Origin of the sequence: Nonomuraea jabiensis, from assembly GCF_014204795.1 — a bacterium.
In the GTDB taxonomy this organism is placed as follows: Bacteria; Actinomycetota; Actinomycetes; order Streptosporangiales; family Streptosporangiaceae; genus Nonomuraea; species Nonomuraea jabiensis.
The window spans coordinates 1,192,851-1,219,574 of sequence record NZ_JACHMB010000001.1 but is presented as its reverse complement, the minus strand read 5'-3'; the positions used below and the strand labels follow the sequence as shown (position 1 = coordinate 1,219,574).

At 70.6% G+C, this 26,724-nt stretch carries 28 protein-coding genes and 1 riboswitch; of the genes, 15 read left to right on the top strand and 13 right to left on the bottom strand.

What is annotated here, in order from left to right:
• Positions 1 to 2: 2 nt before the first annotated feature.
• The 4 genes from HD596_RS05045 to HD596_RS05030 are packed head-to-tail and all read right to left on the bottom strand — an operon-like array spanning position 3 to position 3,933.
• Complete coding sequence (locus tag HD596_RS05045; protein ID WP_185068118.1) at positions 3 to 932, bottom strand: ROK family protein; 930 nt, start codon at positions 930 to 932, stop codon at positions 3 to 5.
• Positions 929 to 2,113, bottom strand: a complete 1,185-nt coding sequence (locus HD596_RS05040) for a sugar ABC transporter permease (RefSeq protein ID WP_185068117.1) — start codon at positions 2,111 to 2,113, stop codon at positions 929 to 931. The genes HD596_RS05045 and HD596_RS05040 overlap by 4 nt, the downstream gene beginning before the upstream one ends.
• The gene (locus HD596_RS05035) at positions 2,110 to 2,829 is read right to left on the bottom strand and encodes an ATP-binding cassette domain-containing protein (RefSeq protein WP_185068116.1); all 720 of its coding nucleotides are present in this window, start codon (positions 2,827 to 2,829) and stop codon (positions 2,110 to 2,112) included. Before HD596_RS05035 ends, HD596_RS05040 begins: the two co-directional genes overlap by 4 nt.
• Positions 2,830 to 3,933 carry a sugar ABC transporter substrate-binding protein gene (locus HD596_RS05030; protein ID WP_185068115.1) on the bottom strand — a complete coding sequence of 368 codons (1,104 nt, stop codon included), beginning with the start codon at positions 3,931 to 3,933 and terminating at the stop codon, positions 2,830 to 2,832. It lies immediately after the preceding gene.
• A gap of 100 nt (positions 3,934 to 4,033) precedes the next feature.
• Here HD596_RS05030 and HD596_RS05025 point away from each other — a divergent pair, with 100 nt between their 5' ends.
• Positions 4,034 to 5,200 (top strand): ROK family transcriptional regulator, encoded by a 1,167-nt coding sequence (locus tag HD596_RS05025; RefSeq protein WP_221519187.1) that lies wholly within the window; start codon positions 4,034 to 4,036, stop codon positions 5,198 to 5,200.
• A gap of 32 nt (positions 5,201 to 5,232) precedes the next feature.
• Here HD596_RS05025 and HD596_RS05020 read toward each other — a convergent pair whose 3' ends face one another.
• A complete protein-coding gene (locus HD596_RS05020) occupies positions 5,233 to 5,634 on the bottom strand; it encodes a C40 family peptidase (protein WP_185068114.1) in 402 nt (133 codons plus the stop codon).
• 177 nt (positions 5,635 to 5,811) lie between these two features.
• A riboswitch (cyclic di-AMP (ydaO/yuaA leader) is annotated at positions 5,812 to 5,956 on the bottom strand.
• A gap of 100 nt (positions 5,957 to 6,056) precedes the next feature.
• Here HD596_RS05020 and HD596_RS05015 point away from each other — a divergent pair.
• Both HD596_RS05015 and HD596_RS05010 read left to right on the top strand, forming a co-directional pair.
• Positions 6,057 to 7,103 (top strand): 3-isopropylmalate dehydrogenase, encoded by a 1,047-nt coding sequence (locus HD596_RS05015; RefSeq protein WP_185068113.1) that lies wholly within the window; start codon positions 6,057 to 6,059, stop codon positions 7,101 to 7,103.
• 215 nt (positions 7,104 to 7,318) lie between these two features.
• Positions 7,319 to 8,416, top strand: a complete 1,098-nt coding sequence (locus tag HD596_RS05010) for a branched-chain amino acid aminotransferase (RefSeq protein ID WP_185068112.1) — start codon at positions 7,319 to 7,321, stop codon at positions 8,414 to 8,416.
• 39 nt (positions 8,417 to 8,455) lie between these two features.
• Here the strand turns inward: HD596_RS05010 and HD596_RS05005 are convergent, their stop codons facing one another.
• The gene (locus HD596_RS05005) at positions 8,456 to 9,100 is read right to left on the bottom strand and encodes an O-methyltransferase (RefSeq protein ID WP_185068111.1); all 645 of its coding nucleotides are present in this window, start codon (positions 9,098 to 9,100) and stop codon (positions 8,456 to 8,458) included.
• A 59-nt stretch (positions 9,101 to 9,159) separates the two neighbouring features.
• Here HD596_RS05005 and HD596_RS05000 point away from each other — a divergent pair, with 59 nt between their 5' ends.
• Positions 9,160 to 9,804, top strand: coding sequence for a DsbA family protein (locus tag HD596_RS05000; protein ID WP_185068110.1), 645 nt, complete (start codon positions 9,160 to 9,162; stop codon positions 9,802 to 9,804).
• A 193-nt stretch (positions 9,805 to 9,997) separates the two neighbouring features.
• On the top strand, positions 9,998 to 11,575 hold the full coding sequence (gene cimA / locus HD596_RS04995; RefSeq protein WP_185068109.1) for a citramalate synthase: 1,578 nt from the start codon (positions 9,998 to 10,000) through the stop codon (positions 11,573 to 11,575).
• Positions 11,576 to 11,937: 362 nt separating this feature from the next.
• Here cimA and HD596_RS04990 read toward each other — a convergent pair whose 3' ends face one another.
• Both HD596_RS04990 and HD596_RS04985 read right to left on the bottom strand, forming a co-directional pair.
• Positions 11,938 to 13,089 (bottom strand): acyltransferase family protein, encoded by a 1,152-nt coding sequence (locus HD596_RS04990; RefSeq protein ID WP_185068108.1) that lies wholly within the window; start codon positions 13,087 to 13,089, stop codon positions 11,938 to 11,940.
• Between the two features lie 196 nt (positions 13,090 to 13,285).
• Positions 13,286 to 13,555: a hypothetical protein gene (locus HD596_RS04985; RefSeq protein ID WP_185068107.1), complete on the bottom strand. Its 270-nt coding sequence runs from the start codon at positions 13,553 to 13,555 to the stop codon at positions 13,286 to 13,288.
• An 80-nt stretch (positions 13,556 to 13,635) separates the two neighbouring features.
• Between HD596_RS04985 and HD596_RS04980 the strand changes: the two genes are divergently transcribed.
• From HD596_RS04980 to HD596_RS04970, 3 genes are read left to right on the top strand one after another with little or no spacing between them, the layout of a single operon-like run.
• Positions 13,636 to 14,805: a sensor histidine kinase gene (locus HD596_RS04980; RefSeq protein ID WP_185068106.1), complete on the top strand. Its 1,170-nt coding sequence runs from the start codon at positions 13,636 to 13,638 to the stop codon at positions 14,803 to 14,805.
• Positions 14,802 to 15,497: a response regulator gene (locus HD596_RS04975; RefSeq protein ID WP_185068105.1), complete on the top strand. Its 696-nt coding sequence runs from the start codon at positions 14,802 to 14,804 to the stop codon at positions 15,495 to 15,497. Before HD596_RS04980 ends, HD596_RS04975 begins: the two co-directional genes overlap by 4 nt.
• A 42-nt stretch (positions 15,498 to 15,539) precedes the next feature.
• Positions 15,540 to 16,274 carry an FkbM family methyltransferase gene (locus tag HD596_RS04970; protein ID WP_221519186.1) on the top strand — a complete coding sequence of 245 codons (735 nt, stop codon included), beginning with the start codon at positions 15,540 to 15,542 and terminating at the stop codon, positions 16,272 to 16,274.
• Here HD596_RS04970 and HD596_RS04965 read toward each other — a convergent pair.
• Entirely contained in the window at positions 16,235 to 17,029 is a 795-nt protein-coding gene (locus HD596_RS04965; protein WP_185068104.1) for a helix-turn-helix domain-containing protein, read from the bottom strand. The two genes, HD596_RS04970 and HD596_RS04965, sit on opposite strands and share 40 nt — an antisense overlap.
• An 80-nt stretch (positions 17,030 to 17,109) precedes the next feature.
• Between HD596_RS04965 and HD596_RS04960 the strand changes: the two genes are divergently transcribed.
• Positions 17,110 to 17,934 (top strand): SDR family oxidoreductase, encoded by an 825-nt coding sequence (locus tag HD596_RS04960; protein WP_185068103.1) that lies wholly within the window; start codon positions 17,110 to 17,112, stop codon positions 17,932 to 17,934.
• Between the two features lie 58 nt (positions 17,935 to 17,992).
• On the opposite strand, the gene HD596_RS04955 is transcribed toward HD596_RS04960, so the two are convergent.
• On the bottom strand, positions 17,993 to 18,844 hold the full coding sequence (locus HD596_RS04955; RefSeq protein WP_185068102.1) for an AraC family transcriptional regulator: 852 nt from the start codon (positions 18,842 to 18,844) through the stop codon (positions 17,993 to 17,995).
• A gap of 76 nt (positions 18,845 to 18,920) precedes the next feature.
• Between HD596_RS04955 and HD596_RS04950 the strand changes: the two genes are divergently transcribed.
• Complete coding sequence (locus HD596_RS04950; protein ID WP_185068101.1) at positions 18,921 to 19,757, top strand: alpha/beta fold hydrolase; 837 nt, start codon at positions 18,921 to 18,923, stop codon at positions 19,755 to 19,757.
• A 61-nt stretch (positions 19,758 to 19,818) separates the two neighbouring features.
• Entirely contained in the window at positions 19,819 to 20,199 is a 381-nt protein-coding gene (locus HD596_RS04945) for a nuclear transport factor 2 family protein (protein WP_185068100.1), read from the top strand.
• Positions 20,200 to 20,213: 14 nt separating this feature from the next.
• Here the strand turns inward: HD596_RS04945 and HD596_RS04940 are convergent, their stop codons facing one another.
• Positions 20,214 to 20,837, bottom strand: coding sequence for a TetR/AcrR family transcriptional regulator (locus HD596_RS04940; RefSeq protein ID WP_313042803.1), 624 nt, complete (start codon positions 20,835 to 20,837; stop codon positions 20,214 to 20,216).
• 73 nt (positions 20,838 to 20,910) lie between these two features.
• Here HD596_RS04940 and HD596_RS04935 point away from each other — a divergent pair, with 73 nt between their 5' ends.
• On the top strand, positions 20,911 to 21,666 hold the full coding sequence (locus HD596_RS04935) for an SDR family NAD(P)-dependent oxidoreductase (RefSeq protein ID WP_185068098.1): 756 nt from the start codon (positions 20,911 to 20,913) through the stop codon (positions 21,664 to 21,666).
• 31 nt (positions 21,667 to 21,697) lie between these two features.
• On the opposite strand, the gene HD596_RS04930 is transcribed toward HD596_RS04935, so the two are convergent.
• Complete coding sequence (locus HD596_RS04930; RefSeq protein ID WP_313042799.1) at positions 21,698 to 23,254, bottom strand: heparinase II/III family protein; 1,557 nt, start codon at positions 23,252 to 23,254, stop codon at positions 21,698 to 21,700.
• A gap of 226 nt (positions 23,255 to 23,480) precedes the next feature.
• On the opposite strand from HD596_RS04930, the gene HD596_RS04925 reads away from it, so the two are divergent.
• Entirely contained in the window at positions 23,481 to 24,077 is a 597-nt protein-coding gene (locus HD596_RS04925) for an HD domain-containing protein (protein WP_185068097.1), read from the top strand.
• A gap of 18 nt (positions 24,078 to 24,095) precedes the next feature.
• On the opposite strand, the gene HD596_RS04920 is transcribed toward HD596_RS04925, so the two are convergent.
• Entirely contained in the window at positions 24,096 to 24,452 is a 357-nt protein-coding gene (locus HD596_RS04920) for an antibiotic biosynthesis monooxygenase family protein (RefSeq protein ID WP_185068096.1), read from the bottom strand.
• Positions 24,453 to 24,578: 126 nt separating this feature from the next.
• On the opposite strand from HD596_RS04920, the gene HD596_RS04915 reads away from it, so the two are divergent.
• Together HD596_RS04915 and gltX are read left to right on the top strand one after the other, a co-directional pair.
• Positions 24,579 to 25,355, top strand: coding sequence for a fumarylacetoacetate hydrolase family protein (locus HD596_RS04915; RefSeq protein WP_185068095.1), 777 nt, complete (start codon positions 24,579 to 24,581; stop codon positions 25,353 to 25,355).
• A gap of 34 nt (positions 25,356 to 25,389) precedes the next feature.
• Positions 25,390 to 26,721: a glutamate--tRNA ligase gene (gene gltX, locus HD596_RS04910; protein ID WP_221520204.1), complete on the top strand. Its 1,332-nt coding sequence runs from the start codon at positions 25,390 to 25,392 to the stop codon at positions 26,719 to 26,721.
• Positions 26,722 to 26,724 lie beyond the last annotated feature (3 nt).

Genomic DNA, 26,724 nt, shown 5'->3' with positions numbered 1-26,724 from the left:
CCCTACGCTACCGCCGCGCGGGCCAGCGCAAGCGCGCCCAGCAACGGAGCGTCGTCCGCGAAGCGGGCCGGGCGGATCTCCGGCGGGAACGGCACCGCCCGGCCGACCTCCGCCGTCAGCCTCGGCAGGATCAGCTCCGCCGCGCCCATCATGCCGCCGCCGACCACCAGGCGCTCGGGATCGAGGACCACGCACAGGTTCGCCACGCTCATGGCCAGCGTCCGCAGCGTCTCGTCCACCAGCTCCTGGGCGGGGTCCCCGCCGGGCGTCTCGTCCACCAGCTCCCGCGCGGGGTCCCCGCTCGGCGTCTCGTCCACCGGCTCCCGCGCCCGGCCCCCGCCGAGGAGCTCGGCCGCCGTGACGGGGCGGCCCAGGAGGGCCGCGCCCCGGGCGGCCAGCGCGCCGCCCGAGACGCGCTCCTCCAGGGGCACCCGGCCGTCGGCGAAGGCGGGCTCGCCCGGCATCACCTGGAGGTAGCCGATCTCGCCTGCCGCGCCGTGGGCTCCGGGCACCACCCGGCCGTCCACCACCAGGGCCGCCGCCAGGCCGGTGCCCAGGTTCAGGTAGACGCCCGTGGAGACGCCGCGCAGGGCGCCCCAGCGCAGCTCCGCGGCGGCCGCCGCGTTCACGTCGTTGTCGATGGCCACCGGAGTGGCGCCGTACGCCTCCTGGAGCAGCCTCGGCAGTTCGAGGCCCTCCCAGCCGGGGACGTTCGGGGCGAGCCGTACCACGCCATCGCGGATCACCCCGCACGTCGAGAAGCCCACGGCGGCGGGCGCGCCGTCCAGGGCCCGGGCCGCCGCGAGCGCCCGCGCGAGCGTGTCGGGCCCGGTGTCCAGGCGGACGTGGGCGGACAGCGCGGGGCCGTCGGCCGTGGACACCCCGATGGCCACCTTCGTCCCGCCCACGTCGATGCCCAGGACCCGGGTCACCGGGCGGCGCCCCTGCGGGCGAGCGAGTCGATGGCCACGGCCAGCGCCAGCACCGCGGCGGTCACCATGAACCGCACCGAGGAGTCCACGCTGAGCAGGTACATGCCGTTGGAGATGGCCTGGATGACCAGGACGCCGAGCAGCGCGTCGTAGGCCCGGCCGCGCCCGCCGAACAGCGAGGTGCCGCCGATGACCGCGGTGGCGATCGCCATGAGCAGGATGTCGCTGCCGCCCGAGCCCTGGTTGACGGCCGACAGGCGGCTGGCGGCCAGGATGCCCCCGGCCGCCGTCAGGGTGGAGGCCAGCATGAACGCGAGGATCCTGATCCTGGTGACGTTGATGCCGGCGCGCCTGGCCGCCTCGGCGTTGCCGCCGACGGCGTACAGGTGCCGCCCGAACGTGGTGTGCCTCAGCATGAGGTCGAGCAGCACCACCAGCGCCCCGAAGATGATCAGTAGGAGCGGCACGCCGCGGTCCGCCGACATGACGGTCACCGCCGCGGCGAGCAGCACCGCCAGGCCGCCCGCCTTGGCCAGCGACCACCACAGCGGCGTCACCGGCAGCCCGGCCGCCAGCCGCAGCCTCCTGACCACGAGCGACGCGCCCGCCGACACGGCCACCAGGCCCGCCGCGAGCGTCCAGGCGAGCCAGCCCGGCAGCCAGGTGTCGCTCAGCTTGGAGATGAACCCGGTGAACGGCAGGTTGATCGTCCCGCCCTGCCGCAGCAGGTAGAGCAGCAGGCCGAGCCAGCCCATCAGCCCGGCCAGCGTCACGACGAACGACGGCATCCGCAGCTTGGTCAGCATCAGGCCGTGCAGGAACCCGATCGCCGCGCCGACGGCCAGCGCCAGGAGGATGGCGAGCAGCGGGTTCCAGCCCTGCTTGACGTGGACGATCGTCATGATCGTGGCGCACAGGCCGCTGACCGAGCCCGCCGACAGGTCGATCTCGCCGAGCAGCAGCACCATGATGATGCCGAGCGCGATCGTGCCTGTGGCGGCCATCTGGAGCACGAGGTTGGTGAGGTTCTCGGGGGACAGGAAGCGGTCGTTGAGCGTGCTGAACACGATCGCGATCGCGATCAGCCCGCCGACCACCGGCCACGCGCCCACGTCCCCCTGGCGCAGCCGCTCGACGGCGACCTTCGGCGTGTACGGCCTGCGGACCAGCGTGTCGGTCATGCCCCTGCCCCCGTGATCGCGGCCACGATCTCCTCCTGGGAGGCGGTGGCGGTGGTGAACTCACCGGCGTTGCGGCCCAGCCGCAGCACCACCACGCGGTCGCTCACCGCGCGCACGTCGGCGAGGTTGTGCGAGATGACCAGCACCGCGAGCCCGCGCTCGCGCAGCCGCCCGATCAGCGCCAGCACCTGTGCCGTCTGCTCGACCCCCAGGGCCGCCGTGGGCTCGTCGAGGATGACCAGCCGCGGCTCGCCGATGAGCGCCCTGGCGATGGCCACCGACTGCCGCTGGCCGCCCGACAGCATGGCGACCGGCACCCTGATGTCCCTGATGCGCACGTCGAGCTGGCCGAGGAGGTCGCGGGTCGCGCGTTCCATGGCGATGTGGCGCAGCAGCGAGCCGCGGCGGCGCTCGGTGCCCAGGAAGAGGTTGGCCACGACGTCGAGGTTCTCGCAGAGCGCGAGGTCCTGGTAGACGGTCGAGACGCCGAGCGCCTGCGCGTCGTGCGGGTTGGCGATCCTGACCGGCGAGCCGTCCACGGTGATCGTGCCGGCGTCCGGCGTCACGACCCCCGAGATGGCCTTGACCAGCGTGGACTTGCCGGCGCCGTTGTCGCCCATGAGGGCCACGACCTCGCCGGGGCGCAGGTCCAGGCGGGCCCCGTCGAGCGCCTGGACCGCCCCGTACCGTTTGGAGATGTCCGTCGCCGAGAGCATCTACTCGATGCCCTGCTTCTCGCAGGCGGCCTTGACCTCGCCCGTGCAGAGCTGGGCGGCGGTGTAGAAGCCGTCCTTCACGATCGTGTCCTTGACCTTGTCGGCCGTGACGGGGATGGGGTCGAGGAGGAAGGCCGGGATGTCGGCCGCGCCGTTGTTGACCTTGGTGGGGGCGGCGGGCTGCTCGCCCTTGGCGACGGCGACGGCGAGCTCGGCGGACTTCTCCGCCTCCGCCCTGATGTCCAGATATATGGTCATGTACTGCTCGCCCGTGAGGATGCGCTGGACGGCGGCCAGCTCGGCGTCCTGGCCGGTGATCGGCGGCAGCTGCTCGTAGCCCGCGCGCTTCATGGCCGCGATCGCGCCGCCCGCCATGCCGTCGTTCGCGGACAGCACGCCGGTGATGGTGTCCTTGCCCAGCGCGGTGATGGCCTGCTCCATCTCCTGCTGCGCCTTGTCGGGGCTCCAGTCCGGCGTGTCGAACTCCCTGCCGACCTTCACCTTCCCGTCCAGCACGCTCTTGGCGCCCTTCTTGTAGTCGGCCGAGCTGGGGTCGGTGGGGGAACCGTGGATCATCACGATCTGGCCCTTGGCCGCCGTGCCCCTGGCGGTCATGGCGTCGAGCAGGGCCTGGCCCTGCATCTCGCCCACCCGTACGTTGTTGAACGAGACGTAGTACGCGTAGTCGATGCCCGAGATCAGCCGGTCGTAGGCGATGACCGGGACCTTCTTCTGCTTGGCCTGGTTCACCAGGGGAGCCACGGCGTTGGCGTCCACGGCGTCGAGCACGAGCACGTCGGCCTGCTGGGTGAGCGCCGCCTCGACCTGTTGCTGCTGCTTGGGCGCGTCCTGCTCGGCGTTGCTGTAGAGGATCTTGCAGTCGGGGCAGAGCGACTTGACCTTCGCCTCGAACAGCGGGCGGTCGAACGCCTCGTACCGGGTGGTCTTGGACTCGGGCAGGAACAGCGCGATCGTCTTGCCGCCCTGGCCCTGCGTGGTCGTGGTGGTGGCGCCGGTGCCCGCTCCGGCGTTGTTTCCGGTGTTTCCGCAGGCGGCGGCCAGGAGGACCGCCGCGACAGGGATTGATCGCCATGCTCGGTGCATCGCACTTCGTCCTTCCGGATGTGCCGCCCCTGTGCTTGGTAAGAAAGGTAATTTACTATCAGGCGAGTTGGCTAGGCTCTGTTTCCTCAGGGAGGGTGAGATGCGGGGCGACCTGGGTAATCCGCGGCTGCTGCGAGTGCTGAACGAGCGCCGCCTGCTCGACCATCTTCAGGAGCACGGCCCCGCCTCGCGCGCCGACCTCGCCAAGATCACCGGCCTGTCGAAGCCCACGGTGTCCGCGGCCCTGGCCGGGCTGGAGGAGGACGGGCTCGTTCACCTCGTCGGCGAGGTCTCCGGCCGCCCCGGGCCGGTCACGTCCCTGTACGACGTCAACGCCGCCGCCACCCACGTCGCCGGCGTCGACATCGGGCGTGACTGGATCAGGGTCGCCGTCGCAGACCTGCGCGGCACCTTCGCCGGCCGGAAGGACGGGCGCAACACCGCCCAGACCTCCGCCGAGCTGGCCGACCTGGTCGGGCAGCTGTGCCGGGCCGCCGCCCGCGAGGCCGCCGTCGACTGGCCCGCCATCGCCTGCGCCGTCGTCGGCTCGCCCGGCGTGTACGACCCGGCGCTCGGACGCCTGGAGTTCGCCCCCAACCTGCCCGGCTCCGACCTGGCCGAGCGCCTGCGCGCCGCGATGGAGGTCGACCTCGTCATCGAGAACGACATCAACCTGGCCGCCGTCGGCGAGCACGTGCACGGGGCGGGGCGCGGCAAGTCCAACTTCGCGCTGGTGTCCATCGGCACCGGCGTCGGGATGGGCATCGTGATCAACGGAGAGCTGTACGTGGGCGCCAGGGGAGCGGCGGGGGAGGTCTCGTACGTGCCCGCGGCCGAGGACCCCCCGCCGCCGAGCGGCGACGCCCTGGCCCACGGCGCCACGGAGGCGGTGGCCGCCGCGCCCGGGGTGGTCCGCGCGGCCCGCGCCGCCGGCCTGAGCCTGGAGACGGCCAAGAAGGTCTTCGCCGCGGCGGCCTCGGGCGACGGCGTGGCCCGCGCGGTGGTGGAGGCCGAGGGGCGCCGCATCGGCGGGCTGCTGGTGGCGGTGGCGGCCGTGCTCGATCCGGAGGTGATCGTGCTCAGCGGCGGCGTGGGCCGCAACCTGGACCTCCTGGGGGAGGCCATCGAGGCCCGCATCGCCGAGCTCGGCCCGCTGCGGCCGTCCGTGGTGGCCAGCACGCTGGGGGACAGCGGCGTGCTGCTGGGCGCGGTGGCCCACGCCAGGACCCGCGCCTGGGACCTCATCTTCGACGCCCGCCTCCCCTGACCGCACGGCGGGGAGGCGGATGCCGAAGCCTCCTACAGGGTGGCCGTGAGGGTGGTGGGTGTTTCGTCGCGCTGCTTCTGGAGCTTGGACCAGAGCCGTACGCCCTTGGGGTCGGGGCGGACGCCACCCACGAAGGAGTCTCTGCGCCAGGAGGTCAGGCGCTCCTCCTTGACCACGTCACCCGTGTGCGGCGAGTGGACCATGTAGCCGGGCCGGGAGATCATCCCGACGTGCCCGAGGCCGTGGAAGAAGACCAGATCGCCGGGTTTGAGGTCCTCCCAGGCGATCTTTCTGTCGAAGGCGCCGTACTGTTCGGCGGCGGTGCGGGGGAGTTCGATCCCGGCGTGCTCGTACGCCCTGAGCATGAGGCCGGAGCAGTCGTATCCGCTCGGGCTGGCGCCGCCCCACACGTACGGTGTGCCGCGCTTGCTCATGGCGAACTTGATGGCGATCTTCCAGGCGGGCGCCGGGGCCTGTTTCTCCTGGATTTCCTTGATCTGGGTGCCGGTCAGGATGGTGGGGTCGTCGATCTTGGTGGAGGCATGGGCTGGGGAGGCCAGGATGAGCCCGGCGGCGCCCGCCGCCAGGACAATGGCGATTCGAGACAGGGGTCTGTCCTTCCATACGGCCGGCCGGGTTAGCTGACGGGCTCGGGCCTGGAAGTAGCCCTACGACACAGGGGTGCCGATTCGCCCCAGGGGGGAAGTGGGTCCCCGGCTCCACGCAGCGGCTGCGCGGATTAGGCTGGTCGGTGACTTTAACGAAACGGTCAAAGAACCGCAATACGGACAAAGAGGGCGTCCGTAAAATGAGATGAAGTGTTCGTCAGTCGAGACGACGCGGTAAGGTACCGCCCATGGAGTCGCGTAACATCCGTCTGGCCGTCATCCCCGGCGATGGGATCGGCACCGAGGTCGTGGCCGAAGGACTCAAGGTCCTGGAGGCAGTTGGCACGAAGATCGAGCCCACGCACTACGACCTGGGGGCCGCACGCTATCACCGTACCGGTGAGACGCTGCCCGACGCCGTGCTCGAAGAGCTGCGCGGCTACGACGCGATCCTGCTCGGCGCCGTGGGCGACCCCAGCGTGCCGCCGGGCATCCTCGAGCGCGATCTGCTGCTGCGGCTGCGCTTCGAGTTCGACCACTACGTCAACCTGCGCCCGGTCAAGCTGTTCCCCGGCGTGGCGACCCCGCTGGCCGACACGCCGGCGGAGAACATCGACATGATCGTCGTCCGCGAGGGCACCGAGGGCCTCTACGCGGGCACCGGTGGCGCCATGCGGCGCGGCACCCCGCACGAGATCGCCACCCAGGAGTCGCTCAACACCGCCTACGGTGTCGAGCGCGTGGTGCGCTACGCCTTCGAGAAGGCCACCACGCGGCCGCGCAAGAAGCTGACGCTCGTCCACAAGACCAACGTCCTCACCTTCGCCGGTGACCTGTGGCAGCGCACGGTCAACCGCCTGGCGGCGGAGTACCCCGACGTCACGACCGACTACTGCCACATCGACGCGGCCTCGATGTTCTTCGTGACCCAGCCGGAGCGGTTCGACGTGGTCGTCACCGACAACCTGTTCGGCGACATCATCACCGACCTGGGCGCCGCCATCGCCGGCGGCATCGGCCTGGCCGCCAGCGGCAACATCAACCCCGAGCGGTCCGCGCCGAGCATGTTCGAGCCGGTGCACGGCAGCGCCCCCGACATCGCCGGCCAGGGCAAGGCCGACCCGACCGCGACCATCCTGTCCGTCGCCATGCTCCTCGACCACCTCGGCCTGCACGCCGAGGCGGCCAAGGTCGAGCAGGCGGTCGCCGATGACATCCTCGAGCGGCTGACCGGCTGGGCGGGTCGCACCACCCACGAGATCGGTGACGACATCACCGCGCGAGTATCCGGCTAGGACCGCCTAGCCACGAACGCGCCTGGTGGTCCGACGAGGGCCGCCAGGCGCTTTTTTGCGTCCAAAAGGGCTGATCACCCCATCGGCCGCTTGCCATCCCATATAGCGAGACAATAGGAAGTACGGGGCCGCCTTCCGGGCGGCGCCCGCTCACCAGCACCGATCCGCAGTTTTCTGTAGATTTGGGCAGATTCGCAGAGAGAAGGACTGACGTCATGACCATCGCTCAGAAGCTCAGCTTCGACGTGCAGCTATCCGACCACGCTCGCACCGCGGCCGAGCGGGAGCAGGTACTGGCGAACCCCGGCTTCGGGCAGACCTTCACGGATCACATGGTCTCGATCGACTACACCGAGGGGCAGGGCTGGCACGACGCCAAGCTCCTGCCGTACGGCCCGCTCTCGCTCGACCCGGCCACCTCGGTCTTCCACTACGCGCAGGAGCTGTTCGAGGGGCTCAAGGCCTACCGCCAGGCCAACGGGTCGATCGTCGCGTTCCGCCCGTACGCGAACGCCGCCCGCTTCAACCGCTCCGCGCTCCGGATGGCCATGCCGGAGCTGCCGGAGGAGGCGTTCGTGGAGTCGCTCGAACTCCTCGTCCAGACCGACAGGGAGTGGGTGCCCACGACCGAGGGGCACAGCCTCTACCTGCGCCCCTTCATGATCGCCACCCAGGCCGGGCTGGGCGTCAACTACCCCTCGAAGTCGTACAAGTACATGGTCATCGCCTCCCCGGCGGCCTCGTACTTCACGGGCGGGCTCAAGCCCGTCTCCGTCTGGCTGTCCACCGAGTACACGCGGGCCGCCCCCGGCGGCACGGGCTTCGCCAAGTGCGGCGGCAACTACGCGGCCGCGTTCGTCGCGCAGCGGCAGGCCGTGGAGAAGGGCTGCGACCAGGTGGTGTGGCTGGACGCCCACGAGCACAGGTACGTCGAGGAGATGGGCGGGATGAACCTGTTCTTCGTCTTCGGCGACAAGCTCGTCACCCCCGCGCTGACCGGCACCCTGCTGCCCGGCATCACCAGGGACTCCATCCTGGAGCTGGCCGGCGACCTGGGCCTGGAGACCGAGGAGCGCCTCATCTCGATCGACGAGTGGCAGGCCGGATGCGAGTCCGGTGAGCTCACCGAGGTGTTCGCGTGCGGGACCGCGGCCGTGGTCACGCCGGTGGGCACGGTGAAGGGCGCCGACCGCTCCTGGATCGTCGCCGACGGCAACCCCGGCCCGGTGACGATGCGGGTGCGCGAGGAGCTGGTGGGCATCCAGTACGGGGCCCGCCCCGACACCCACAACTGGATCCACAAGATCGTCTAGTTGGGACGGCCGGGTCCGTCAGGGCCCGGCCGCCGCCCGCTAGTTCTTCCTGATCAGGGTCATCCCGTCCGCCACCGGCAGCATGAGGACCGTCACCCGCGGATCCTCCATCACCAGGTCGTTGAACTGCCGGATCTCCACGGTGGTCTGCTCCTCGTGCGCCGGGTCCGCCACGTGGCCCCGGCGCAGCGTGTTGTCCGCCACGATCAGCCCGCCGGGTCGCAGGCGCTCCATGAGCAGCTCGTAGTAGCCGGGGTAGTTGCCCTTGTCGGCGTCGAGGAAGGCCAGGTCGACGGTCTGGTCGAAGGCGGCGAGCGTCTCCAGCGCGGGCCCGAGCGTGAGCGTCACGCGGTCCTCCACCCCGGCCTCGCGCCAGTAGCGGCGCGCGATGGAGGTCCACTCGTCGCTCACGTCGAAGCAGTGCAGCCGCCCGCCGGACAGGCCCCTGGCGATGCACACGGACGAGTAGCCGGTGAACGTCCCCACCTCGACGACGACCTGGGGCGCCACGAGCTGGGTGATCATGGTCAGGAAGGTGCCCTGGTCGGGGGAGATCTGCATGCCGGCGGCGTCTCCGGTGACGCTGAGCGTCTCCTTCGCCAGCTCGTCCAGCAGGGGGTCGGGCGCCGTCGTGTGCGCGAGGACGTACTGTGCTACAGCGGGATCGAGGAGGTATGCCTTCATATGTCCATTCTCCCGGCATCGGGTAGGGTCTGCGCGATCAATGAGGTGAGAGTGGGCTGATGATGAAGCGGTTGCTGGCGGTGGCGCTCGCGTGCGTGGCCATCGCCGTACTCGGGGTGCTGTCGTTCTCGGAGCCGGGCCGGTCGTCCGAGGGGGTGCGGCTGACCCGGCAGGTGGACGGGTCCATGGTCCTGGCCGACCGGGGCGCGGACGCCCCCGTGCTGGACGTGTACGAGGACTTCGACTGCCCGGTCTGCAAGGACATGCACGCCAAGGTGGACGGGATCATCAGGAAGCTCGCCATGGAGGGCAAGGTCAAGATCGTCTTCCACCCGGTGACGATCTTCCAGGAAGAGCCCATGCGCTCCAACTCCATCCGCGCCGCCGCTGCCGCCCGCTGCGTCCCCGAGGAGAGCTGGCTCACCTTCAGGGACGAGCTGTACGCCATGCAGCCCGCGCCGCACGGCCAGGCGTCCGGATTCGCCGTCGAGGAGCTGGTCAAGGCCGCCAGGCAGGCGGGGGCGTCGGTGGACGAGTGCGTCAGGTCGCAGTCGTACGCGCAGGCCCACCTGGCGGAGACGGCGAAGGTGCGCCTCCAGGGCACGCCCACGGTGCTGCTCGACGGGCGGCTGCTGGGCAACGAGGCGTTCGACCCGGCCGCGCTCGAGCACGTCATCACAGGTGGCGGCGGGGTCACGGTGTAAAGGCTTGTCCCAGAAGCTGAGATCGATGTGCCAGATGCTGAATGCGTATGGCAGACTGGGCGGCACCATGTTCTACGGTCTGCTCATTATCGGCAGGCGCGCTGGCTGACAAAGGACACCGCCAGCGCGCAGACCTCTCACGTCCGTGAGGGGTCTTTTTGCTTTCCAGAGGACTTCCAGAGAAGAGAGACTCATGGCCGACGACCGCTTCCACGTATACGACACGACGCTGCGTGACGGCGCCCAGCAGGAGGGGCTCAACCTCACCGTCGCCGACAAGCTCGCCGTCGCGCGGCACCTGGACGGCCTTGGCGTCGGTTTCATCGAAGGGGGCTGGCCGGGCGCCAACCCCAAGGACACAGAGTTCTTCAGGCGTGCTCGAACAGAGCTGGACCTGAAGCACGCGCAGCTCGCCGCGTTCGGTGCGACCCGCCGGGCCGGTGTGAAGGCAGCCGACGATCCATTGGTGGCCGCATTGCGCGAATCCGGCGCGCCGGTCGTGACCCTTGTCGCCAAGAGCCACGACCGGCACGTGGAGCTGGCCCTCCGCACGACTCTCCAGGAGAACCTCGCGATGATCCGCGACACGGTCTCTCACCTTCGTGCGGGGGGACAGCGAGTCTTCCTCGATGCCGAGCACTTCTTCGACGGTTACAAGTCCAATCCAGCCTACGCGCTCGAAGTCCTCAGGACCGCCGCCGAAGCCGGGGCCGACGTCATCGCCCTGTGCGACACCAACGGCGGCATGCTCCCCGACGAGCTGGCCGAGATCGTCCACGAGGCCGTCCAGACCAGCGCCCGCGTCGGCATCCACTGCCACGACGACACCGGCTGCGCCGTCGCCAACACCCTGGCCGCCGTCAGGGCCGGGGCCACGCACGTACAGGGCTGCGCGAACGGCTACGGCGAGCGCTCCGGCAACGCCAACCTCTTCACGGTCGTGGCGAACCTCCAGCTCAAGCGCGGCTTCGACCTCGTACCGGCGGCCGCCCTCGCCGACATGACCCGCATCGCCCACGCGATCACCGAGGTCACCAACGTCACCCCCAACTCCCACGCCCCGTACGTGGGCACCTCCGCCTTCGCCCACAAGGCCGGCCTGCACGCCAGCGCCATCAAGGTCGACCCCAACCTCTACCAGCACATCGACCCCGCCGCCGTCGGCAACGACATGCGCATGCTCGTCTCCGACATGGCCGGCCGCGCCTCGGTCGAGCTCAAGGGCCGCGAACTCGGCTACGACCTCACCCCCGAACACACCAAGACCCTGGTCGAACGCGTCAAGGACCTGGAGTCGCGCGGATTCACCTTCGAGGCCGCGGACGCGTCGTTCGAGCTGCTGCTGCGCGACACCGTGGAGGGGGAGCGCAAGCGCCACTTCGAGGTCGAGTCGTGGCGGGTGATCGTGGAGCGGACCAAGGGCGGCGAGCTGGTCAGCGAGGCCACCGTCAAGCTCCACGCCAAGGGCGAGCGCATCGTCGCCACGGGCGAGGGCAACGGCCCCGTCAACGCCCTGGACAAGGCCGTGCGGCTGGGGCTGGAGCAGCTCTACCCCGAGCTGGCGAAGCTGGAGCTGGTGGACTTCAAGGTCCGCATACTCGAGGGCACTCACGGCTCGGACGCCATCACCCGCGTCCTCATCACCTCCAGCGACGACACGTCCGAGTGGGCCACGGTCGGGGTGGCGGAGAACATCATCGACGCGTCGTGGCAGGCCCTGGAGCAGGCAGTCACGTACGGCCTCCTCCGCGCAGGCCACAAAACCACCTGACCGGGAACCGCCCGGTCCTCCGCAAGGGGACGGAGGAAGCTCCGGGCAGCGCCTCCCAGGGGGCAACTGCATGGTCCTCCGCAATGGGGGCGCTGCGCGCCGGGGAGCTCCGGGCAGCGCCTCCCAGGGGGGCTCACGCCCCCCTTCGACCCCCCGAAACCCCCGCTCGCTCCGCTCGCTGAGCCCGCCCGTTGCCCAGTGAGACTGAGGGAGCAGGCGGTTTCCGGTGCGGTCTGACTCGCCGTTGCCCTGACTTCAGCGGATTCCTGGGTTGTCCTGTAACCGATGCCGACCGTGTCTGAGAGCCAGCACGCCAAGCTCAACCGCATGGTCACCGAACCCGAACCCCACAGAAGGTGCTCTCAGAGCACGCGGCGGACGCCGGGAAGCCGGCGGATCGGCGCGGCGAGTGCGAAACAGGCCGGGAGCACCACGACAGCCGCGATCGCGAATTTCGCAGAAGTCGGCAGGGCCAGCCCGCCGAGGGCGTAACCCGCCGCCGTCACCACGAACGCGTGGATGACGTACACCGTGAACGCATGACCGGACAGGTACCGGCGCAGCGGGCCCTGGGCGTTCAGTCGGCGGCGGAACAGGGTGAGCAGCGCGAGAACGACGCCGACCGCGAAGGTGGAGTCCCACAGCGCGTAGAACAGCGAGCCCAGGGTGCCGTGCCCGGCCCACGCGTCGGGCCCGGCGGCCAGCGCCAGCGGGAGGAACACCACGGTGGCGCCGACGGCCATGCCGAGCCCGGCCCAGCCCATCCGAGCGGTGATGGCGTGGAACCAGCCGCGCCGGTACGCCACGGTCCCCAGGACGAAGAAGCTGATGTACTGCGGAAGGTAGGTGCTGGTCGGGAAGTCGATGACCGGCACCCAGAAGCCGTGCGGGATCACGATCCGCAGGGCGTACGTCGCCAGGGCCAGCACCAGCACGAACCCGATCACCGCCGGGAAGGCAGGCGGCCGGGGGGTTCGGCTACGCGGCGGGCGTTTCCCGGTCGCCAGGCGCCAGGCGGCGTACGTCCCGTCGAAGACGAGAAGCGCGAGCACGAACCACAAGGGTCCGGCGCCGATGGTGTCCAGGTAGGTGTCGAGCGGCGAGCCGCCCCGGTAGGAGACCAGGCACAGGATCGGGTTGAGCACGAAGTAGAACACCGCCAGCGGGATTCCCAGGCGGATCAGCCGGTCGCGGAGGAAGGCACGTGGGCCCTTGCGGTCGTACGACCCGGGCGTGAAGTAACCGGAGAGCAGGAAGAACGCGCCCATGAACCATGCCTGGTCGACCAGCAGGAAGACCGACAGGCCGAGCCCGACGGCGCCGCTGGTGGGCTGCTCGGTGTAGTACCAGAGCGGGAGCCCGCTGTAGATGATCGCGGTGTGGTGCAGGACCACCAGAGAGGTCAGCAGGGTCCGCAGATTGTCCACGAACCACAGCCGCGGCGGTGACGCGGTGCTCTGGCCGGGTGACGCGCCGGAAAGCGCGGCTGCGGTCGGGTGATCAGTGGTTGCCATGTCTCGCTCTTTCCTCGCGTCGTCGATGCGCTGTCGATGCGTCGTCGGCGCGTCGTCGGTGGCTCGTCGGTGCGTCGTCGGTCGTGGTGCCGGTCGTGGTGCCGGTCGTGGTGCCGGTCGTGGTGCCGGTCGTGGTGACGACGTTAGGAAGCGGACGAGAGGCGCGGTATGAGCCTGGACGTACAGGGGGGTGGAGCTAGACCCACTTCTTCGCCGGTCCGGCGGCAGCGGCCGCGAGGCCGTGCCGGACGCGCGGTGCGCTGGCCACCGCCGGGCTGAGCGGTGTCACGTGGTGATGGCCGGCCCCACCACCGGCGCGTGGCACCTGCTGCCCGGTCCGACCATCATCGGGATCGCCGGTGGCGCCACGTTCGCACCACTGCAGCTTCAGCCCGCCCAAGAAGCCGACGACCGAGACCGCGCCGGAGGGCTGACCCGGCAACGCCCCGGCTCCGCTCTCGGGCACGCCATAAGGTGTGATCTATGGGGGCGCTTCTGGATGCATGGTACGTCCGGGTGCCCCCGTCGCCGGGCACGAGCCGGCCCATGCTCCGCCGTCTGTCGTTCACCGTGCTGGCCGGGGCGCTCCTGATCTTCAACCTGCCCTTCTATGTCGTGACCGCCGAGTTCGGTGTGCTCGCCGTTCCGGCCGCGGTCCTGCTCGCCGGACCCGTGCTCATGGCGTGGTACCGGCCGGTGCCCGCCTGGATGGCCATGGTGGCGGCCATGCCCCTGATCACCGGCCTCGGGATGGCGCTGCACGCCCCGGTCGTGCCGCAACCCTGGTTGCTCGATCAGACGCTGGCCCAGCTCCCCGTCATGTACGTGCTGGCGCTGTCGTCGGTCCGGCGCGTGACGATCGTCGCCGTCGTCGTCACGTTCGCGGTCGGGATCGCCATGACCGTGCCGCAGAGCACGGCGCCGGACCGCCTGTCCAGAGGGTTGCTGGCCTGGACACTGGCCTTGCTGCTGGCTGTGGTCCTCGGCCACGCCAGGCGCATGAGGCGGCTGGCCACCTTACGCGTCGCCGACGAGCTCGGGCGGCGCCGGATCCTCGAGGAACGGGCGCGGATCGCCAGGGAACTGCACGACGTGGTGGCCCATCACATGTCGGTGATCGCCGTACAGGCCGCCAGCGCGCCCTACCGGATCGGCGGCGGGGTGAGCGAGGAGGTCGCGGAGGAGTTCGCGGCCATCAACGCGGCCGCCCGCGAGTCCCTGCGGGACATGCGGCACCTGCTTGGCGCGCTGCGGGGCTCGGACGACGTACCGGGGACCGCACCGCAACCCGGGCTGAAGGATCTCGGCGCACTCACCGAATCGGTGCGCCGGGCGGGCGTGCCCGTCCAGCTCACGGTCTCCGGCCCCGCCCCGTCACTTTCTCCCGTGGAGTCCGTCACCGTCTACCGGATCGTCCAGGAGGCGCTGAGCAACGTCGTACGGCACGCGCCGGGAGCCAGGACCACCGTGTCCGTACGCGTCGGGGCGGACGCGGTGTCGCTCGCCGTGGACAACGAGCCCGCTCCGCGCGCGTCCGGCACGGCGCAGCCGGGCTCGCGACTCGGGTTGATCGGGATGCGCGAGCGAGTGGAGGTGCTCGGCGGCGACCTCACGGCAGCGGCGACGGACGCGGGCGGCTTCGCCGTCCGGGCGCGGCTGCCGCGGCGGACGGCCGACCGATCCACGGAGTCGCCACAAGGAGGAGGAGCCGGATGATCACGGTGCTGGTCGCCGACGACCAGGCGATGATCAGGGCCGGGCTCGCGGCCCTGATCGCCGCGCAGCCCGACCTGCAGGTGGTGGGAGAGGCCGCGGACGGCCTGGAGGCGGTGGTGGCGGCGCGCGATCTGCGACCGGACGTCGTGCTCATGGACGTGCGCATGCCCAACCTCGACGGCCTGGAGGCAACCCGGCGCATCACGGGAGCGGGCGGCGACTCGAAGGTGCTCATCCTCACCACCTTCGACATCGACGACTACGTCTACGCCGCCCTGCGCGGCGGGGCCAGCGGTTTCCTGCTCAAGGATGCGCCGTCGGCCGATCTCATCACCGCCGTACGCGTGATAGCCGACGGCGAGGCGTTGCTCGCGCCCTCCGTCACCCGCAGGCTCATCGAGGAGTTCGCGGCCCGGCAGCCCATCGATCAGCGGGAGGCGCTGCGGCTGAACGCGCTGACCCCGCGCGAGCTGGACGTGCTCAGGCTGGTGGCGTCCGGGCTGGCCAACGCCGAGATCGCCGGAGAGCTGACGATCGCGGAGGAGACCGTGAAGTCGCACGTCGGCCGGATCTTCACCAAACTGGGCCTGCGCGATCGGGCGCAGGCAGTGGTGCTCGCCTACGAGAGCGGCCTGGTCGTCGCCGGCAATCCCTCCTCAGGGGCACGCCGGAACCCGCGACTGCGCTCCTGAGAGGGATCCGCCGCTCCCCACACTGTCCTTACCGTCACCCGCATGATGAGAGTGGGGGCCGTGGCCGCGATGCTGCGGGCGGGGGCGGCGGTGTCGCTCAGCGAGCCGGAACTGCTGGGCCTGGCCGAGCACGTCCGGCCGGGTGCGGTGTGCTTCGACATCGGGGCCGCCTACGGGATGTACACCTACCCGCTGGCCAGGCTCGCCGGGCCGGCCGGGCAGGTGCACAGCTTCGAGCCGCTGCCGGTGCCGTACCGGATCCTGGAGGCCGGGTGGCGGGCGATCGGGGCGCGCAACGTGCGGGTGACCAACGCCGCGCTGAGCTCATCCACCGGATACCAGCGGCTGCGGCTGCCGTACCGGTTCGGCCTGCCCATCCATGGCTGGGCGCACCTGGAGGAGGGGCTGAAGCATCCCGGCAGCTCCGCCGCCGCCAGGATCGTCGAGGTTCCTGTGTACACCGTGGACCGCGTGTGCGAGCTGCGGGAGCTCCCGCGCGTCGACTTCATCAAGATGGACGTCGAGGGGTACGAGGCGGAGGTGCTGAAGGGCGCGGAGTGGACCATCGAGCAGCACCGGCCCGCGCTGCTGCTGGAGATCGAGGACCGCCATCTCGGCAAGTACGGCAGGGACTCCGCCGAGGTGGCGGGCTCGCTGCTCGCGCGCGGCTACCGCATGCACGTCTGGCACCGGGGCCGCTGGAACCGGGCGGACCGGGTGAGCACGCGTTGGCGCAACTACCTGTTCGTCAGTTGGGCCGCCGAGCGCCGCAGGTAGGCGGTGGTCGTGGCGTCGGCGGGGAAGAGCGTTTCGATGGCGATCTCTTCGAGCGTGATGTCGAAGGCCGCGCCGAACGTCGTGATCGTGCTGAAGAAGCTCAGTTCGACCCCGTCATGCCGGAGCCGGATGGGCATGGCGATGTCGGTGGGCCCGGCGGTCGGCGGGGCGTCCTCGGTGCCGTAGGACCGGAGCTCCTCGTGCAGCGCGCTCAGCTCGGGATCTCCCGTGCGGGCGGCCTGGCGGGCGAGCCGGGGCAGCAGGTACGCCCGTACCTGCCCCAGATTGTGCAGCCGGGGCGCGAACCCGCGCGGGTCCAGACCGAGCCGCATCATGTTGACCGGCGACTTCAGCAGCTCCGGGTCGACGCCGTCCAGGAAGATCTCCATGGCCGGGTTGCTGAGCAGCACGTTCCAGCGGTGGTCCACGGCGACGGCGGGGAACGGCTCGTGCCCGCGCAGCACGCCCTGGATGGCCTCGTACGCCTGGGCCAGCTGCGGATCCTCCAGCGGGCGCCGCTCGTAGGCGGGGGCGTATCCGGCGGCGACCAGGAGCCGGTTGCGTTCGCGCAGGGGGACGTCCAGGTGCTGGGCCAGGTGCAGGAGCATCCGGCGGCTGGGGATCGTACGGCCGGTCTCGACGAAGCTGATGTGCCGGCTGGACACGTCCGCCTGTATGGCCAGGTCGAGCTGGCTCAGGCGGCGCCGCCGGCGCCACTCCCGCAGCAGCTCGCCGACCGTGCGATCACGATGCATGCTCCAGTTTTAGAGGATCGGTCCGGGCCGGCGCCAAGACGACCATCGTGATGTAGCACAGTCCACTACGGTCACAGCTCATGAGAGTCCTCATCGTGGGCGGCAGCGGCTTTCTCGGCGCCGAACTCGTGCGGCAGTCCGCGTCGGCCGGCGACGTCGTGGCCGCGACCTTTCTGACCCGACCGGGGACGGCGGCGGAGGTGGAGTGGCTGCGACTCGATGTTCGCGACCGCACGGCCGTGGTCGACCTGATCGGTGCGTTCGGTCCTGACGTCGTCGTCAACGCGGCCTACCGCCAGTCGGACTGGGTGACGACGGCCATGGGAGCCGCTCACGTGGCCGTCGCCGCCTCCGGGAACGGCGCACGCCTGGTGCACGTGTCCAGCGATGCGGTCTTTTCGGGCAAGGCGATCATCTATGCCGAGGACTGTATGCCCGACCCGGTCAGCCCGTACGGGGCGGCGAAGGCGGCCGCGGAGGCGGCCGTGCAGGCGATCGATCCTACGGCGGTGGTCGTACGGACGTCGCTGATCATCGGCGACGGCGGCTCGCCGCACGAGGACTTCGTGCACGCGCTGGCCACGGGCAGTGCGCACGGGGTGTTGTTCACCGACGACGTGCGCTGCCCGGTGCATGTCCGTGATCTGGCAGCAGCCCTCCTGGAGCTCGCGAACTCTGATCGCGCGGGAATCCACCACGTGGCCGGGGCAGACGCGGTGAGCCGGTACGAGCTGGGCTGTCTCATCGCCCGGCGCGACGGGCTGGATCCGGCTCGGCTGCCGTCCGGCCGGCGGGCCGACACCGACCTGCCCGGGCCGCTCGATGTGCGGCTGGACTGCGCCCTGACCCAGCGGCGGCTGCGGACCAGGCTGCGCGGCGCGCGGGAGTTCGTGACCGCCCGGTAGCGTCGGCCGCCTCAGGTTCGGCTCGCGGAGGTGTGACCGCCCACTACTGGCGGCCATCTCACGTCCGGCCGGCGCAGATTTCCCGGTTGGGCCACGCGAGGTCGTCAACCGCCAGAAACGGCTCGCCGGCCACGGTCGCCGGGGTCACCCCGGTGAACGCCACGACGTCCCGATGCAGGTGGGACTGGTCGGCGTAGCCGGCGTCCGCCGCGACCCGGGCCGCACCCTCACCCGCGACCAGGCGGTGGGCGGCATGGTCGAAGCGGACCAGCTTCACGGCGCGCTTGGGCGGCAGGCCGATCTGCGAGCGGAACCGGGACCACAGGCGCTTACGGCTCCACCCGACCTCGGCCGCCAGCCCGTCGATCCGCACCAGGCCGCGGCCGGCGACGATCCGCTGCCAGGCCCAGGCCACCTCCGGATCCACCGTCGGCCCCGCCTCGTGCCGGCGGGCGAGCAGCGCGTCCAGCAGCGCGAAGCGTTCCTGCCACGACGCGATCTCGCTCAGCCGCTCGCGCAGGCGTGACGCCTCCCGGCCCCACAGGTCGTCGAGGGCCACCACGGTGCCGTCGAGGTCGGCGGGGGAGACGTCCAGAACGGCGCGTGCGATCGCCGGGGACAGGCGCACCTGCACGCACTCGACGTTCTCGCCCCGTGCCCGCACCGCGCCTCCGGACCCGAACCCCGGCCCGGCGACGACGCTTCCCCGCTGCTGCCGCCCGGCGGCATGATCCATGACGGGCGTACCGCCACCGAACTCCACCAGCAGCGTCACGGCCGGATGCGGCACCATCCGCAGCGTGTCCAGCTCACGGACCCGGAACCCGGCCATGGTGACACCGGCCACCCGGCTGGGCCGCCGCGGGCAGGCCACGCCCCACACAGCCGTGCCGTGCACGAATGTCCGCACTGCCCCATGCTACGCGGGCCGATCGAGGGAGCATTTGTCCAATCCAGCGGTTCCCGCAGGCGGCGACAGTGGCCTCATGACCATTTCTGACGGCGGACCATACGTGAACGACGCCCCCGAGAGCTCGACCCTGTCCCTGGACGACGGCGACCTGTACGTGCGTCAGGACGGCCCCCGCGACGCGCCCCCGCTCCTGCTCATCCACGGGACGGCGGCCTCGGCCCGTTCGTGGGACCTGCTGGTTCCGCTGCTGACCGGATCCCATCGCGTCATCCGGATCGACCTGCTCGGGCACGGCCGCTCGGGCCAACCGGCCGACGGCAGCTACGCGATCCCGGACCAGGCGCGCCGGGCGGGCGCCGTACTGGACCGGCTCGGCGTCGAGCACGCCGTGGTCGCCGGACATTCCAGCGGCGGTACGGTCGCCACCGCCCTCGCCGAGCAACGACCCGACCTGGTGACCGCGCTCGCGCTCGTCAACACCGGACCCGGCATGGACGCCTTCATCGCACAGGAAACCCCCACGATAGGCCCCTCGCAGTGGCCGCCGAACGACGAGCAGATCCGCCAGTTCGCGAGCACCGGTTTCAGCCGCGCGGACCACCCGGTCCCGCAGGACCTCGTGGACGATCTGCGCGGCATGAGCTTCCCCGCGTTCGTCGCGATCATGCAGGCGCCCCGCGCGTACCTGGAGGAGCAGGCCCTCCCGGACCGGCTGAAGGTTCTGGGCAAGCCGCTGCTGGTGATCTTCGGCGAGGAGGACCGGAGATGGCGATCCTCGTCCGCGGCCGACTACGGCGTGGTTCCGGGCGCGAAGGTCGAGCTGCTGCCCGGTGCCGGACACTCGCCCATCCTGGAAGATCCGCAGCGGACCGCCGACCTTCTCCTGGCCTTCACCACGCGGGGGCGCTGAACGCCGTCAATTACACGGGATGTAATCGACGGGCCGGGCCGGGGCGCCGCATGGTGGGCGCATGAGTGAGAACGGCATCGCCCAACGCAACAAGGAAATCGTCCTGCGCGGCTTCTCGGAGTTCGCGGCAGGCAACGTGGAGATCCTTCGCGACCTGCTCCGGGAGGACTTCGTCGAGCACAGCCCGGGAAATCCCTCAGGCAGGGACGCGTTCATCGAGTTCATCGCGAGCGCCCCGGTTGCCGGGGCGAAGCTCGACCTCAAGCGGGTCATCGCCGAGGACGACCACGTGATGCTGCACTATCACCTGGTCCCGCCGGGGGACGAGCGCGGGATCGCGGTCGTCGACATATGGCGGATGGTGGACGGGCAGATCGTCGAGCACTGGGACGTGGTGCAGCCGGTGCCCGACCCCGGCGAGATCCCGAACGGGATGTTCTGACGGCGGCCGCCGGCTCACGGTGAGGCGCCGACCATCAGGGGCCAGACCGCCGCGGAGAGCTCCTCGGGGGTGCCGGGGCACCCCCGCCGCACCCAGTCGGCCGCCACCGACAGCAGCGCCCCCGCGATGAACGCCGCCGGAACGTCATGAGGGATGTCCGCGGGATCGTCGACGTGGGTGGAGCCGCCGTCGTCCGGGGCGGCGTGCCGCACGCTGACGTGGATGGCGACGGTCATGCGGTGCCGCAGGTGGTCCTGGAGCCGGGCGCTGCCGTCGGGGCCCAGCAGCGCCCGGTACAGGTGCGCGTGCTCGGCGACGTGCGCGAACAGCCGGGTGGTCTCGGCGGGCGGCTCGCTCCGGGCCACCACGTACCGGCCCAGCTTCGGCGCGGCGGCGACCAGGCCGTCGAACATCGCCGCGCAGGCCGACTCGGCGAGGGCGTGGACGTCGGGGAAGTGGTCGTAGAAGGTCGAGCGGTTGAGGCCGGCCCGCTTGGTGACGTCGGCCACCGTGATCTGCCCCAGCTCCTTGTCCAGGACCAGATCCAGCAGCGCCTGCTGCAGCGCGGCCAGGGATCGCCGCGCGCGGGGGTCGGCGGCCTGGTCGCGGCCGGTCAGCGGGGGCTTCTCTCCGGGCACGGGCTCAGTGTACTTTGACGGCACCCGTTGTTTATCCGACAGGTGTTGGATAGTGCGAAGGAAGGGAGCCGTCATGGGCTCGTTGGAGGGCAAGGTCGCGATAGTGACAGGCGCCGGGCAGGGGATCGGGCGCGGCATCGCGACGGCCATGGCCAAGGAGGGCGCCTCGATCGCCGTCGTCGACCTCAACGCCGAGGCGGCGGCCGGGACGGCCGGCGAGATCGAGCGCCTCGGCGCGGCGGCGATCCCGCTGACCTGCGACATCCGCGACTCCGCCGCCGTCGGTGCCGCGGTGGCCGCGGTGGTCGAGCGGTTCGGCACCGTGGACATCCTGGTCAACAACGCGATGGCCGCCCGCGTCGGGGTGCCGCTGGAGGAGATCACCGACGAGGATCTCGAGCTGGCGTTCCGCACCGGCCCCATGGCCAGCACGTACTTCATGCGGGCCTGTTTCCCGCACCTCAAGGGTGGCGGGCGGGTCATCAACCTGCGCTCCGGCTCCGAGATCCAGGGGCTGGTCGGCTACGCCGCGTACGTCTCGGCGAAGGCCGCCGTCGGCGGGCTCACCAGGACCGCGGCCCGCGAGTGGGGTGCCCACGACATCACGGTCAACGCGATCTGCCCCTTCGCGCTCAGCGAAGGGGCTAAGTCCTACTTCGATTCGCGGCCGGACGAGCTGGACGCGGCGCTGTCCGGCCTGTCGCTGCGGCGCACCGGCGACGCGGAGGCCGACATCGGCCGTGCCGCCGTCTTCCTGGCCGGGCCGGACGCCTCGTTCATCACCGGCTGCTCGATCATGGTGGACGGCGGCGGTTCGTTCCTGGGCTGATGGGTGGACGGCGCCCCGTCCACCCCCACGGCTAGAACGCCTTGGCGGAGAACGAGGTGCCGTCCACCGTGACCTTCCCGCCCGAGCAGGACACCTTGGGCGAGTCCGTCCCGGGCACGATCACCGTCAGCAGCGACTTCGCCGCCGGTGAGACCACCACATTGGTCGGCAGCTTCGACAGGTACGTGGGCGAGACCCAGCCCACCTTCCCCCCGCGCTCCACCTTCTGCCCGCCGACCCGGTCGCACGACGAGGAGAACTGCAGCAGGGTGACCTTGAACTTGCCGTCCCCGAGCACGACCTTGCCCCCGCCGTTGGACACGAGCTTGAGCGACGGGTCGAAGCGCCAGAGGTTGCTGACCTTCTTGCCGCCCGACGCCGTGTCCAGCACCGCCATCAGGTCCTCGCCGTGGTTCACCAGGACCGACCTGGTGCGGCTCACCCCGTACGCCTTGTCGGTCAGCTTGAACGACTGTCGGCCCTTGCCGTACTTCGACGCCACGAGCTTCGAGGGCGTCCGCGGCTTGAAGCGCGCCCCGGCCACCGTCGGCACGTTGTGGGCCTCGGGGGAGAGCGTCCAGTAGCGGTAGGCGCTCTTCTCGTAGGAGTGGAAGCCGCCGTCCACCAGGAGGTTGCGCCCGTGGGCGTAGTACGTGACGCCCAGGTGGTCCTCGTGGCCGTGGAACTTCAGCCCGGGCCCGAACCTGATCGAGTAGTACGCCGAGTCCGGCTTGCCCCAGGCCGTACGGCCGAAGACGTAGCCCGCCCGGTACGTCTTGACCTCCTGCTTCGGCGTCCCCGTCTCGATCTTCGGCTCGGTCTCGGCGGTGCCGTCGCCGATGGGCACCATGTAGCCGGTCGGCATGGTGGCGTGGGCGATGAAGTCCTTCATCGCCTCGGCCCGCCTGGCGATCTCGCCGGGCACCTTCCTGCCGCACGCCTTCATGTTGGCCATCGCGACCTGCAGTCGGCTGTAGACGTACACCGCATAGCGCGGAGCCTGCTCCATGAGCGCGCCCTGCGAGTCGACGTCGAGCTTCACCGTGCCGGTCAGCCGGCGGGAGGCCAGGTCCGACCAGTCCTTGCGGCTGTACCTGCAGCCGATGCCCATGAGCGCGATGTCCTGGTCGATGCCGTGGTTGTGGCCCTTCTTGTAGAGCCGCGAGTTCGACAGGAGCTTGGCGTGGTCGGCGAGGCTGTCCTTCAGCCAGCTCTCCTTGACGTGCATGCTCAGGCAGAGCAGCGGCTGCGTGCGCAGCGAGACCGGGTGGTCCTTCCACGTGTACGGCTGGGTGCCGCGGGCCCCGGGCTTGTTGTTCGCGACCCAGTCCTTGGTGATCTCGGTGGCACGATCCAGGTAGCTCCGCTCTCCGCTGTTCTCGTACGCGACGACCAGCGTGCCCATCCAGCGCAGCGACTGGAACACGAACTCCCACGAACGGTTCCGGTACGGGCTCGCGCTCCAGTTGATCTTCTTGCCGAGCTTGTACGCCGGCAGCCCGACCAGCGAGATCTCGCCCTTCATGACGTCGTCGGCCGTGGGCGTGCCGGGCAGCCAGTCGCCCTGGCACTCCGCGGTCCGGGTCACCTTGTCGGCATGCGCGGGGCTGGCTAACCCGCTGAGCGCCAGCAAAAGGGCAAGAGGTATCGCGAGCCGGCGCACGCCAGTTCCTTTCGGGACAAAAAGTGAAGGTGGAACATGCTTTCCGAATCGCGATCAATGGGTCAAGTTGAGTGGCGGATTCGTTAGATGCTCGATGCGCCACCGGTGTCCCGGATGGCGGTAGGCGTACCTGGCACGACATGCTGGTGCGGTGACATTCGACGACCTCGTGATCCCGGACACACCCGCCTGCCGCGGAGCGCTGGAGGTGGCGGCCCGCTACCACACGCCCTCGCTGCTCAACCACTCGATCCGGGCCTACCTGTGGGCGGCCGCGTACGCGCGCGAGCACGGCATCGCGTTCGACGCGGAGCTGCTCTACGTGTCGGCCATGCTGCACGACCTCGGGCTGGCGGCCGAGTTCGACAGCCACTCGGTACCGTTCGAGGAGGCGGGCGGCGACGTGGCCTGGGTGTTCTGCGCGGGCGCCGGCTGGTCGCCCGAGCGCAGGGCACGCGCCCGCGAGGTGATCATCCGGCACATGTGGGACGAGGTGCCGCTGGAGGAGGACCCGGAGGGCCACCTGCTGGAGCTCTCGACCGGCATGGACATCTCGGGCCGCCGTACGGAGGAGATCCCCGAGGCGGTCAGGCGGGAGGTCCTGGAGCGCCACCCGAGGCTGGAGATCGCCAAGGAGTTCGGGGCGTGCATCTCGGAGCAGGGCGCGCGCAAGCCGTCCAGCCTCGCCGGCCAGTTCGTCCGCGCCGGCATCGTGGAGCGCATCGCCCGCAACCCGCTGGACGACTGATCCTGGCGGCCGGATCGGCTAGGACTTGGGGCCGGTGCTCTCGGCGACCTCGAAGGTCCACACCTCCGAGCCGGTCGCCGCGGGCCCCTGCCCGTGCCCGTGCCCGTGGCCCTGTCCCTGTTCCTGGGCGGCCTGCGCCGCCTGGGCGTGCCCGCGCCGGAAGGCCTCGCCCTGCTGCCAGTTCTGGAAGTCCTCCTCGCTGCGCCAGCGCGTGTAGACGAGGTAGCGATCGGTGCCCTCCACCGGCCTGAGCAGCTCGAACCACTCGAACCCGTCGGCCGACTCCACCATGCCCGCCCGGTTGGCGAAGCGCCGTTCGAGCTCCTCGCGCATGTCGGCGGGCACGTTCAGGACGTTGATCTTCACGACGGACAACGGGACCCCTCTCGTCAGCGACACGACCAGACTAACGCGGGCGGTCCCGGGGTCCCGCTCCTGGTCCGGCGCGGCACGGGGGACGCGTTGGGCGGAGCCTGGCGGTGGCGGCGATAGCCTTGTCAGGTGCGTATAGCGAGGTTCTCCACAGGCGAAGGCGTGTCGTTCGGCGTGGTCGAGGGCGGCCCGGGCGAGGAGGTCATCTCCGCGGTCGCCGGTCACCCGTTCGGCCAGGTGCAGTTCACCGGCGAGCGCCACCCGCTGTCCCAGGTGAAGCTGCTGGCTCCGATGCTGCCGAGCAAAGTGGTCGCCATCGGCAGAAACTACGCCGAGCACGCGGCCGAGCTGGGCAACGAGGTGCCCGAGGAGCCGCTGATCTTCATGAAGCCGTCCACGTCGGTGATCGGCCACGGCGAGAACATCGCGTACCCCACGACGCTGTCCGACCGCGTCGACTACGAGGGGGAACTGGCCGTGGTGATCGGCAGGCTGTGCCGCGAGGTGCCGGTCGAGCGGGTCAAGGACGTGATCTTCGGCTACACCTGCGCCAACGACGTCACCGCCCGCGATCTCCAGAAGAAGGACGTGCAGTTCACCCGGGCCAAGGGGTTCGACACGTTCTGCCCGCTGGGGCCGTGGATCCAGACCGATCTCGACGCGAGCGACCTGGCGCTGACGACCACGGTCAACGGCGAGATCCGGCAGAGCGGCCGCACCAGCCAGCTCATCAACGACATCCCCGCGCTGGTGGCCTACGTCAGCGCGGTCATGACCCTGATCCCCGGCGACGTCATCCTGACCGGCACCCCCGCGGGCGTCGGCCCGCTCGAGATCGGCGACGAGGTCAGCGTCGGCATCGAAGGCATCGGCACACTCACGAACAAGGTGGTCTCCCGTGACTGAAGTACGGGTGCGGTTCGCCCCGTCCCCAACCGGCATGTTCCATGTGGGCGGTGCCCGCACGGCGCTGTTCAACTGGGCGCTGGCCGAACAGTCCGGCGGCCGCTTCGTGCTGCGCATCGAGGACACCGACGCGTCGCGAAACCGGCCGGAGTGGACGGAGGGCATCATCTCCGCCCTCGACTGGATCGGCATCAACGGCGGAAACCCGGCGTTCGAGGGCCCCTACTTCCAGTCGGCGTACGAGGCCCAGCACCGCGAGGCGGTGGCGAAGCTGCTGGCCGACGGCCGGGCCTACTACTGCGACTGCACGCGCGAGCTGCTGGTGGCCCGCACCGGCTCCGAGCACCGCGGCTACGACGGCCACTGCCGCGAGCGCGGCCTGACCGAGGGCGCGGTCCGCTTCCGCACCCCCGACGACGGCGTCACGGTCGTCGAGGACCTCATCCGGGGCAACGTGGAGTTCCCCAACGAGGCGCAGGAGGACTTCGTCATCGCCCGCACCGACGGCTCGCCGCTCTACGTGCTGGCCAACGCGGTCGACGACATCACCCAGAACATCACCCACGTCGTCCGCGGCGAGGAGCACCTGGGCAACGCGGCCAAGCAGATGCTGCTGTGGCCGGCGCTGGGCGCCACGCCGCCGGTCTGGGCGCACCTGCCGGTGATCGTCAACGAGCAGCGCAAGAAGCTGTCCAAGCGCCGCGACAAGGTGGCCCTGGAGGACTACCGCGCCGAGGGCTACCTCGCGGAGTCCATGGTCAACTACCTGATGCTGCTGGGCTGGGGGCCGGGCGAGGACCGCGAGATCATGCCGTGGTCGGAGATGATGCCGCTGTTCAGGCTGGAGGACGTCAACTCCGCCAGCGCGTTCTTCGACGAGAAGAAGCTGCGCGCGTTCAACGGCGAGTACATCCGGGCGCTGCCGCTGGAGACGTTCGAGGAGCGCTGCGCGCCCTACCTCGACGTGTCCTGGGACCGCGAGCTGTTCAGCAAGGTCGCGGCGCTGGCCCAGACCCGCATCGCGGTGCTGTCGGAGATCCGGCACAACGTCGACTTCCTCTTCCTCGACGAGCCGGTCTTCGACCAGGCGTCCTGGGACAAGGCGATGAAGAACTCGCCGGTGGAGATCCTCACCGACTACCTGTCGCGGCTGGAGACGGTCGGCTGGGACCCCGAGTCGCTCAAGGAGGCGCTGGAGGAGGTCGGGACCGCGTACGGGCTCAAGCTCGGCAAGGCCCAGGCGCCGGTCCGCGTGGCGATCACCGGCCGGACGGTGGGCCTGCCGCTGTTCGAGTCGATCGAGGTGCTCGGCCGCGGGCGGGCGCAGGAGCGCCTGCGCGCCGCGCTGGCCCGCCTGAAAGGCTGACCC

Bases quoted from the DNA above. Each gene is read 5' to 3' on its own strand.
- HD596_RS05040 (WP_185068117.1), bottom strand. From the start codon at position 2,113: ATGACCGACACGCTGGTCCGCAGGCCGTACACGCCGAAGGTCGCCGTC.
- HD596_RS05035 (WP_185068116.1), bottom strand. From the start codon at position 2,829: ATGCTCTCGGCGACGGACATCTCCAAACGGTACGGGGCGGTCCAGGCG.
- HD596_RS05030 (WP_185068115.1), bottom strand. From the start codon at position 3,933: ATGCACCGAGCATGGCGATCAATCCCTGTCGCGGCGGTCCTCCTGGCC.
- HD596_RS05025 (WP_221519187.1), top strand. From the start codon at position 4,034: ATGCGGGGCGACCTGGGTAATCCGCGGCTGCTGCGAGTGCTGAACGAG.
- HD596_RS05020 (WP_185068114.1), bottom strand. From the start codon at position 5,634: ATGAGCAAGCGCGGCACACCGTACGTGTGGGGCGGCGCCAGCCCGAGC.
- HD596_RS05015 (WP_185068113.1), top strand. From the start codon at position 6,057: ATGGAGTCGCGTAACATCCGTCTGGCCGTCATCCCCGGCGATGGGATC.
- HD596_RS05010 (WP_185068112.1), top strand. From the start codon at position 7,319: ATGACCATCGCTCAGAAGCTCAGCTTCGACGTGCAGCTATCCGACCAC.
- HD596_RS05005 (WP_185068111.1), bottom strand. From the start codon at position 9,100: ATGAAGGCATACCTCCTCGATCCCGCTGTAGCACAGTACGTCCTCGCG.
- HD596_RS05000 (WP_185068110.1), top strand. From the start codon at position 9,160: ATGATGAAGCGGTTGCTGGCGGTGGCGCTCGCGTGCGTGGCCATCGCC.
- cimA (WP_185068109.1), top strand. From the start codon at position 9,998: ATGGCCGACGACCGCTTCCACGTATACGACACGACGCTGCGTGACGGC.
- HD596_RS04990 (WP_185068108.1), bottom strand. From the start codon at position 13,089: ATGGCAACCACTGATCACCCGACCGCAGCCGCGCTTTCCGGCGCGTCA.
- HD596_RS04980 (WP_185068106.1), top strand. From the start codon at position 13,636: ATGCTCCGCCGTCTGTCGTTCACCGTGCTGGCCGGGGCGCTCCTGATC.
- HD596_RS04975 (WP_185068105.1), top strand. From the start codon at position 14,802: ATGATCACGGTGCTGGTCGCCGACGACCAGGCGATGATCAGGGCCGGG.
- HD596_RS04970 (WP_221519186.1), top strand. From the start codon at position 15,540: ATGATGAGAGTGGGGGCCGTGGCCGCGATGCTGCGGGCGGGGGCGGCG.
- HD596_RS04965 (WP_185068104.1), bottom strand. From the start codon at position 17,029: ATGCATCGTGATCGCACGGTCGGCGAGCTGCTGCGGGAGTGGCGCCGG.
- HD596_RS04960 (WP_185068103.1), top strand. From the start codon at position 17,110: ATGAGAGTCCTCATCGTGGGCGGCAGCGGCTTTCTCGGCGCCGAACTC.
- HD596_RS04950 (WP_185068101.1), top strand. From the start codon at position 18,921: ATGACCATTTCTGACGGCGGACCATACGTGAACGACGCCCCCGAGAGC.
- HD596_RS04945 (WP_185068100.1), top strand. From the start codon at position 19,819: ATGAGTGAGAACGGCATCGCCCAACGCAACAAGGAAATCGTCCTGCGC.
- HD596_RS04935 (WP_185068098.1), top strand. From the start codon at position 20,911: ATGGGCTCGTTGGAGGGCAAGGTCGCGATAGTGACAGGCGCCGGGCAG.
- gltX (WP_221520204.1), top strand. From the start codon at position 25,390: ATGTTCCATGTGGGCGGTGCCCGCACGGCGCTGTTCAACTGGGCGCTG.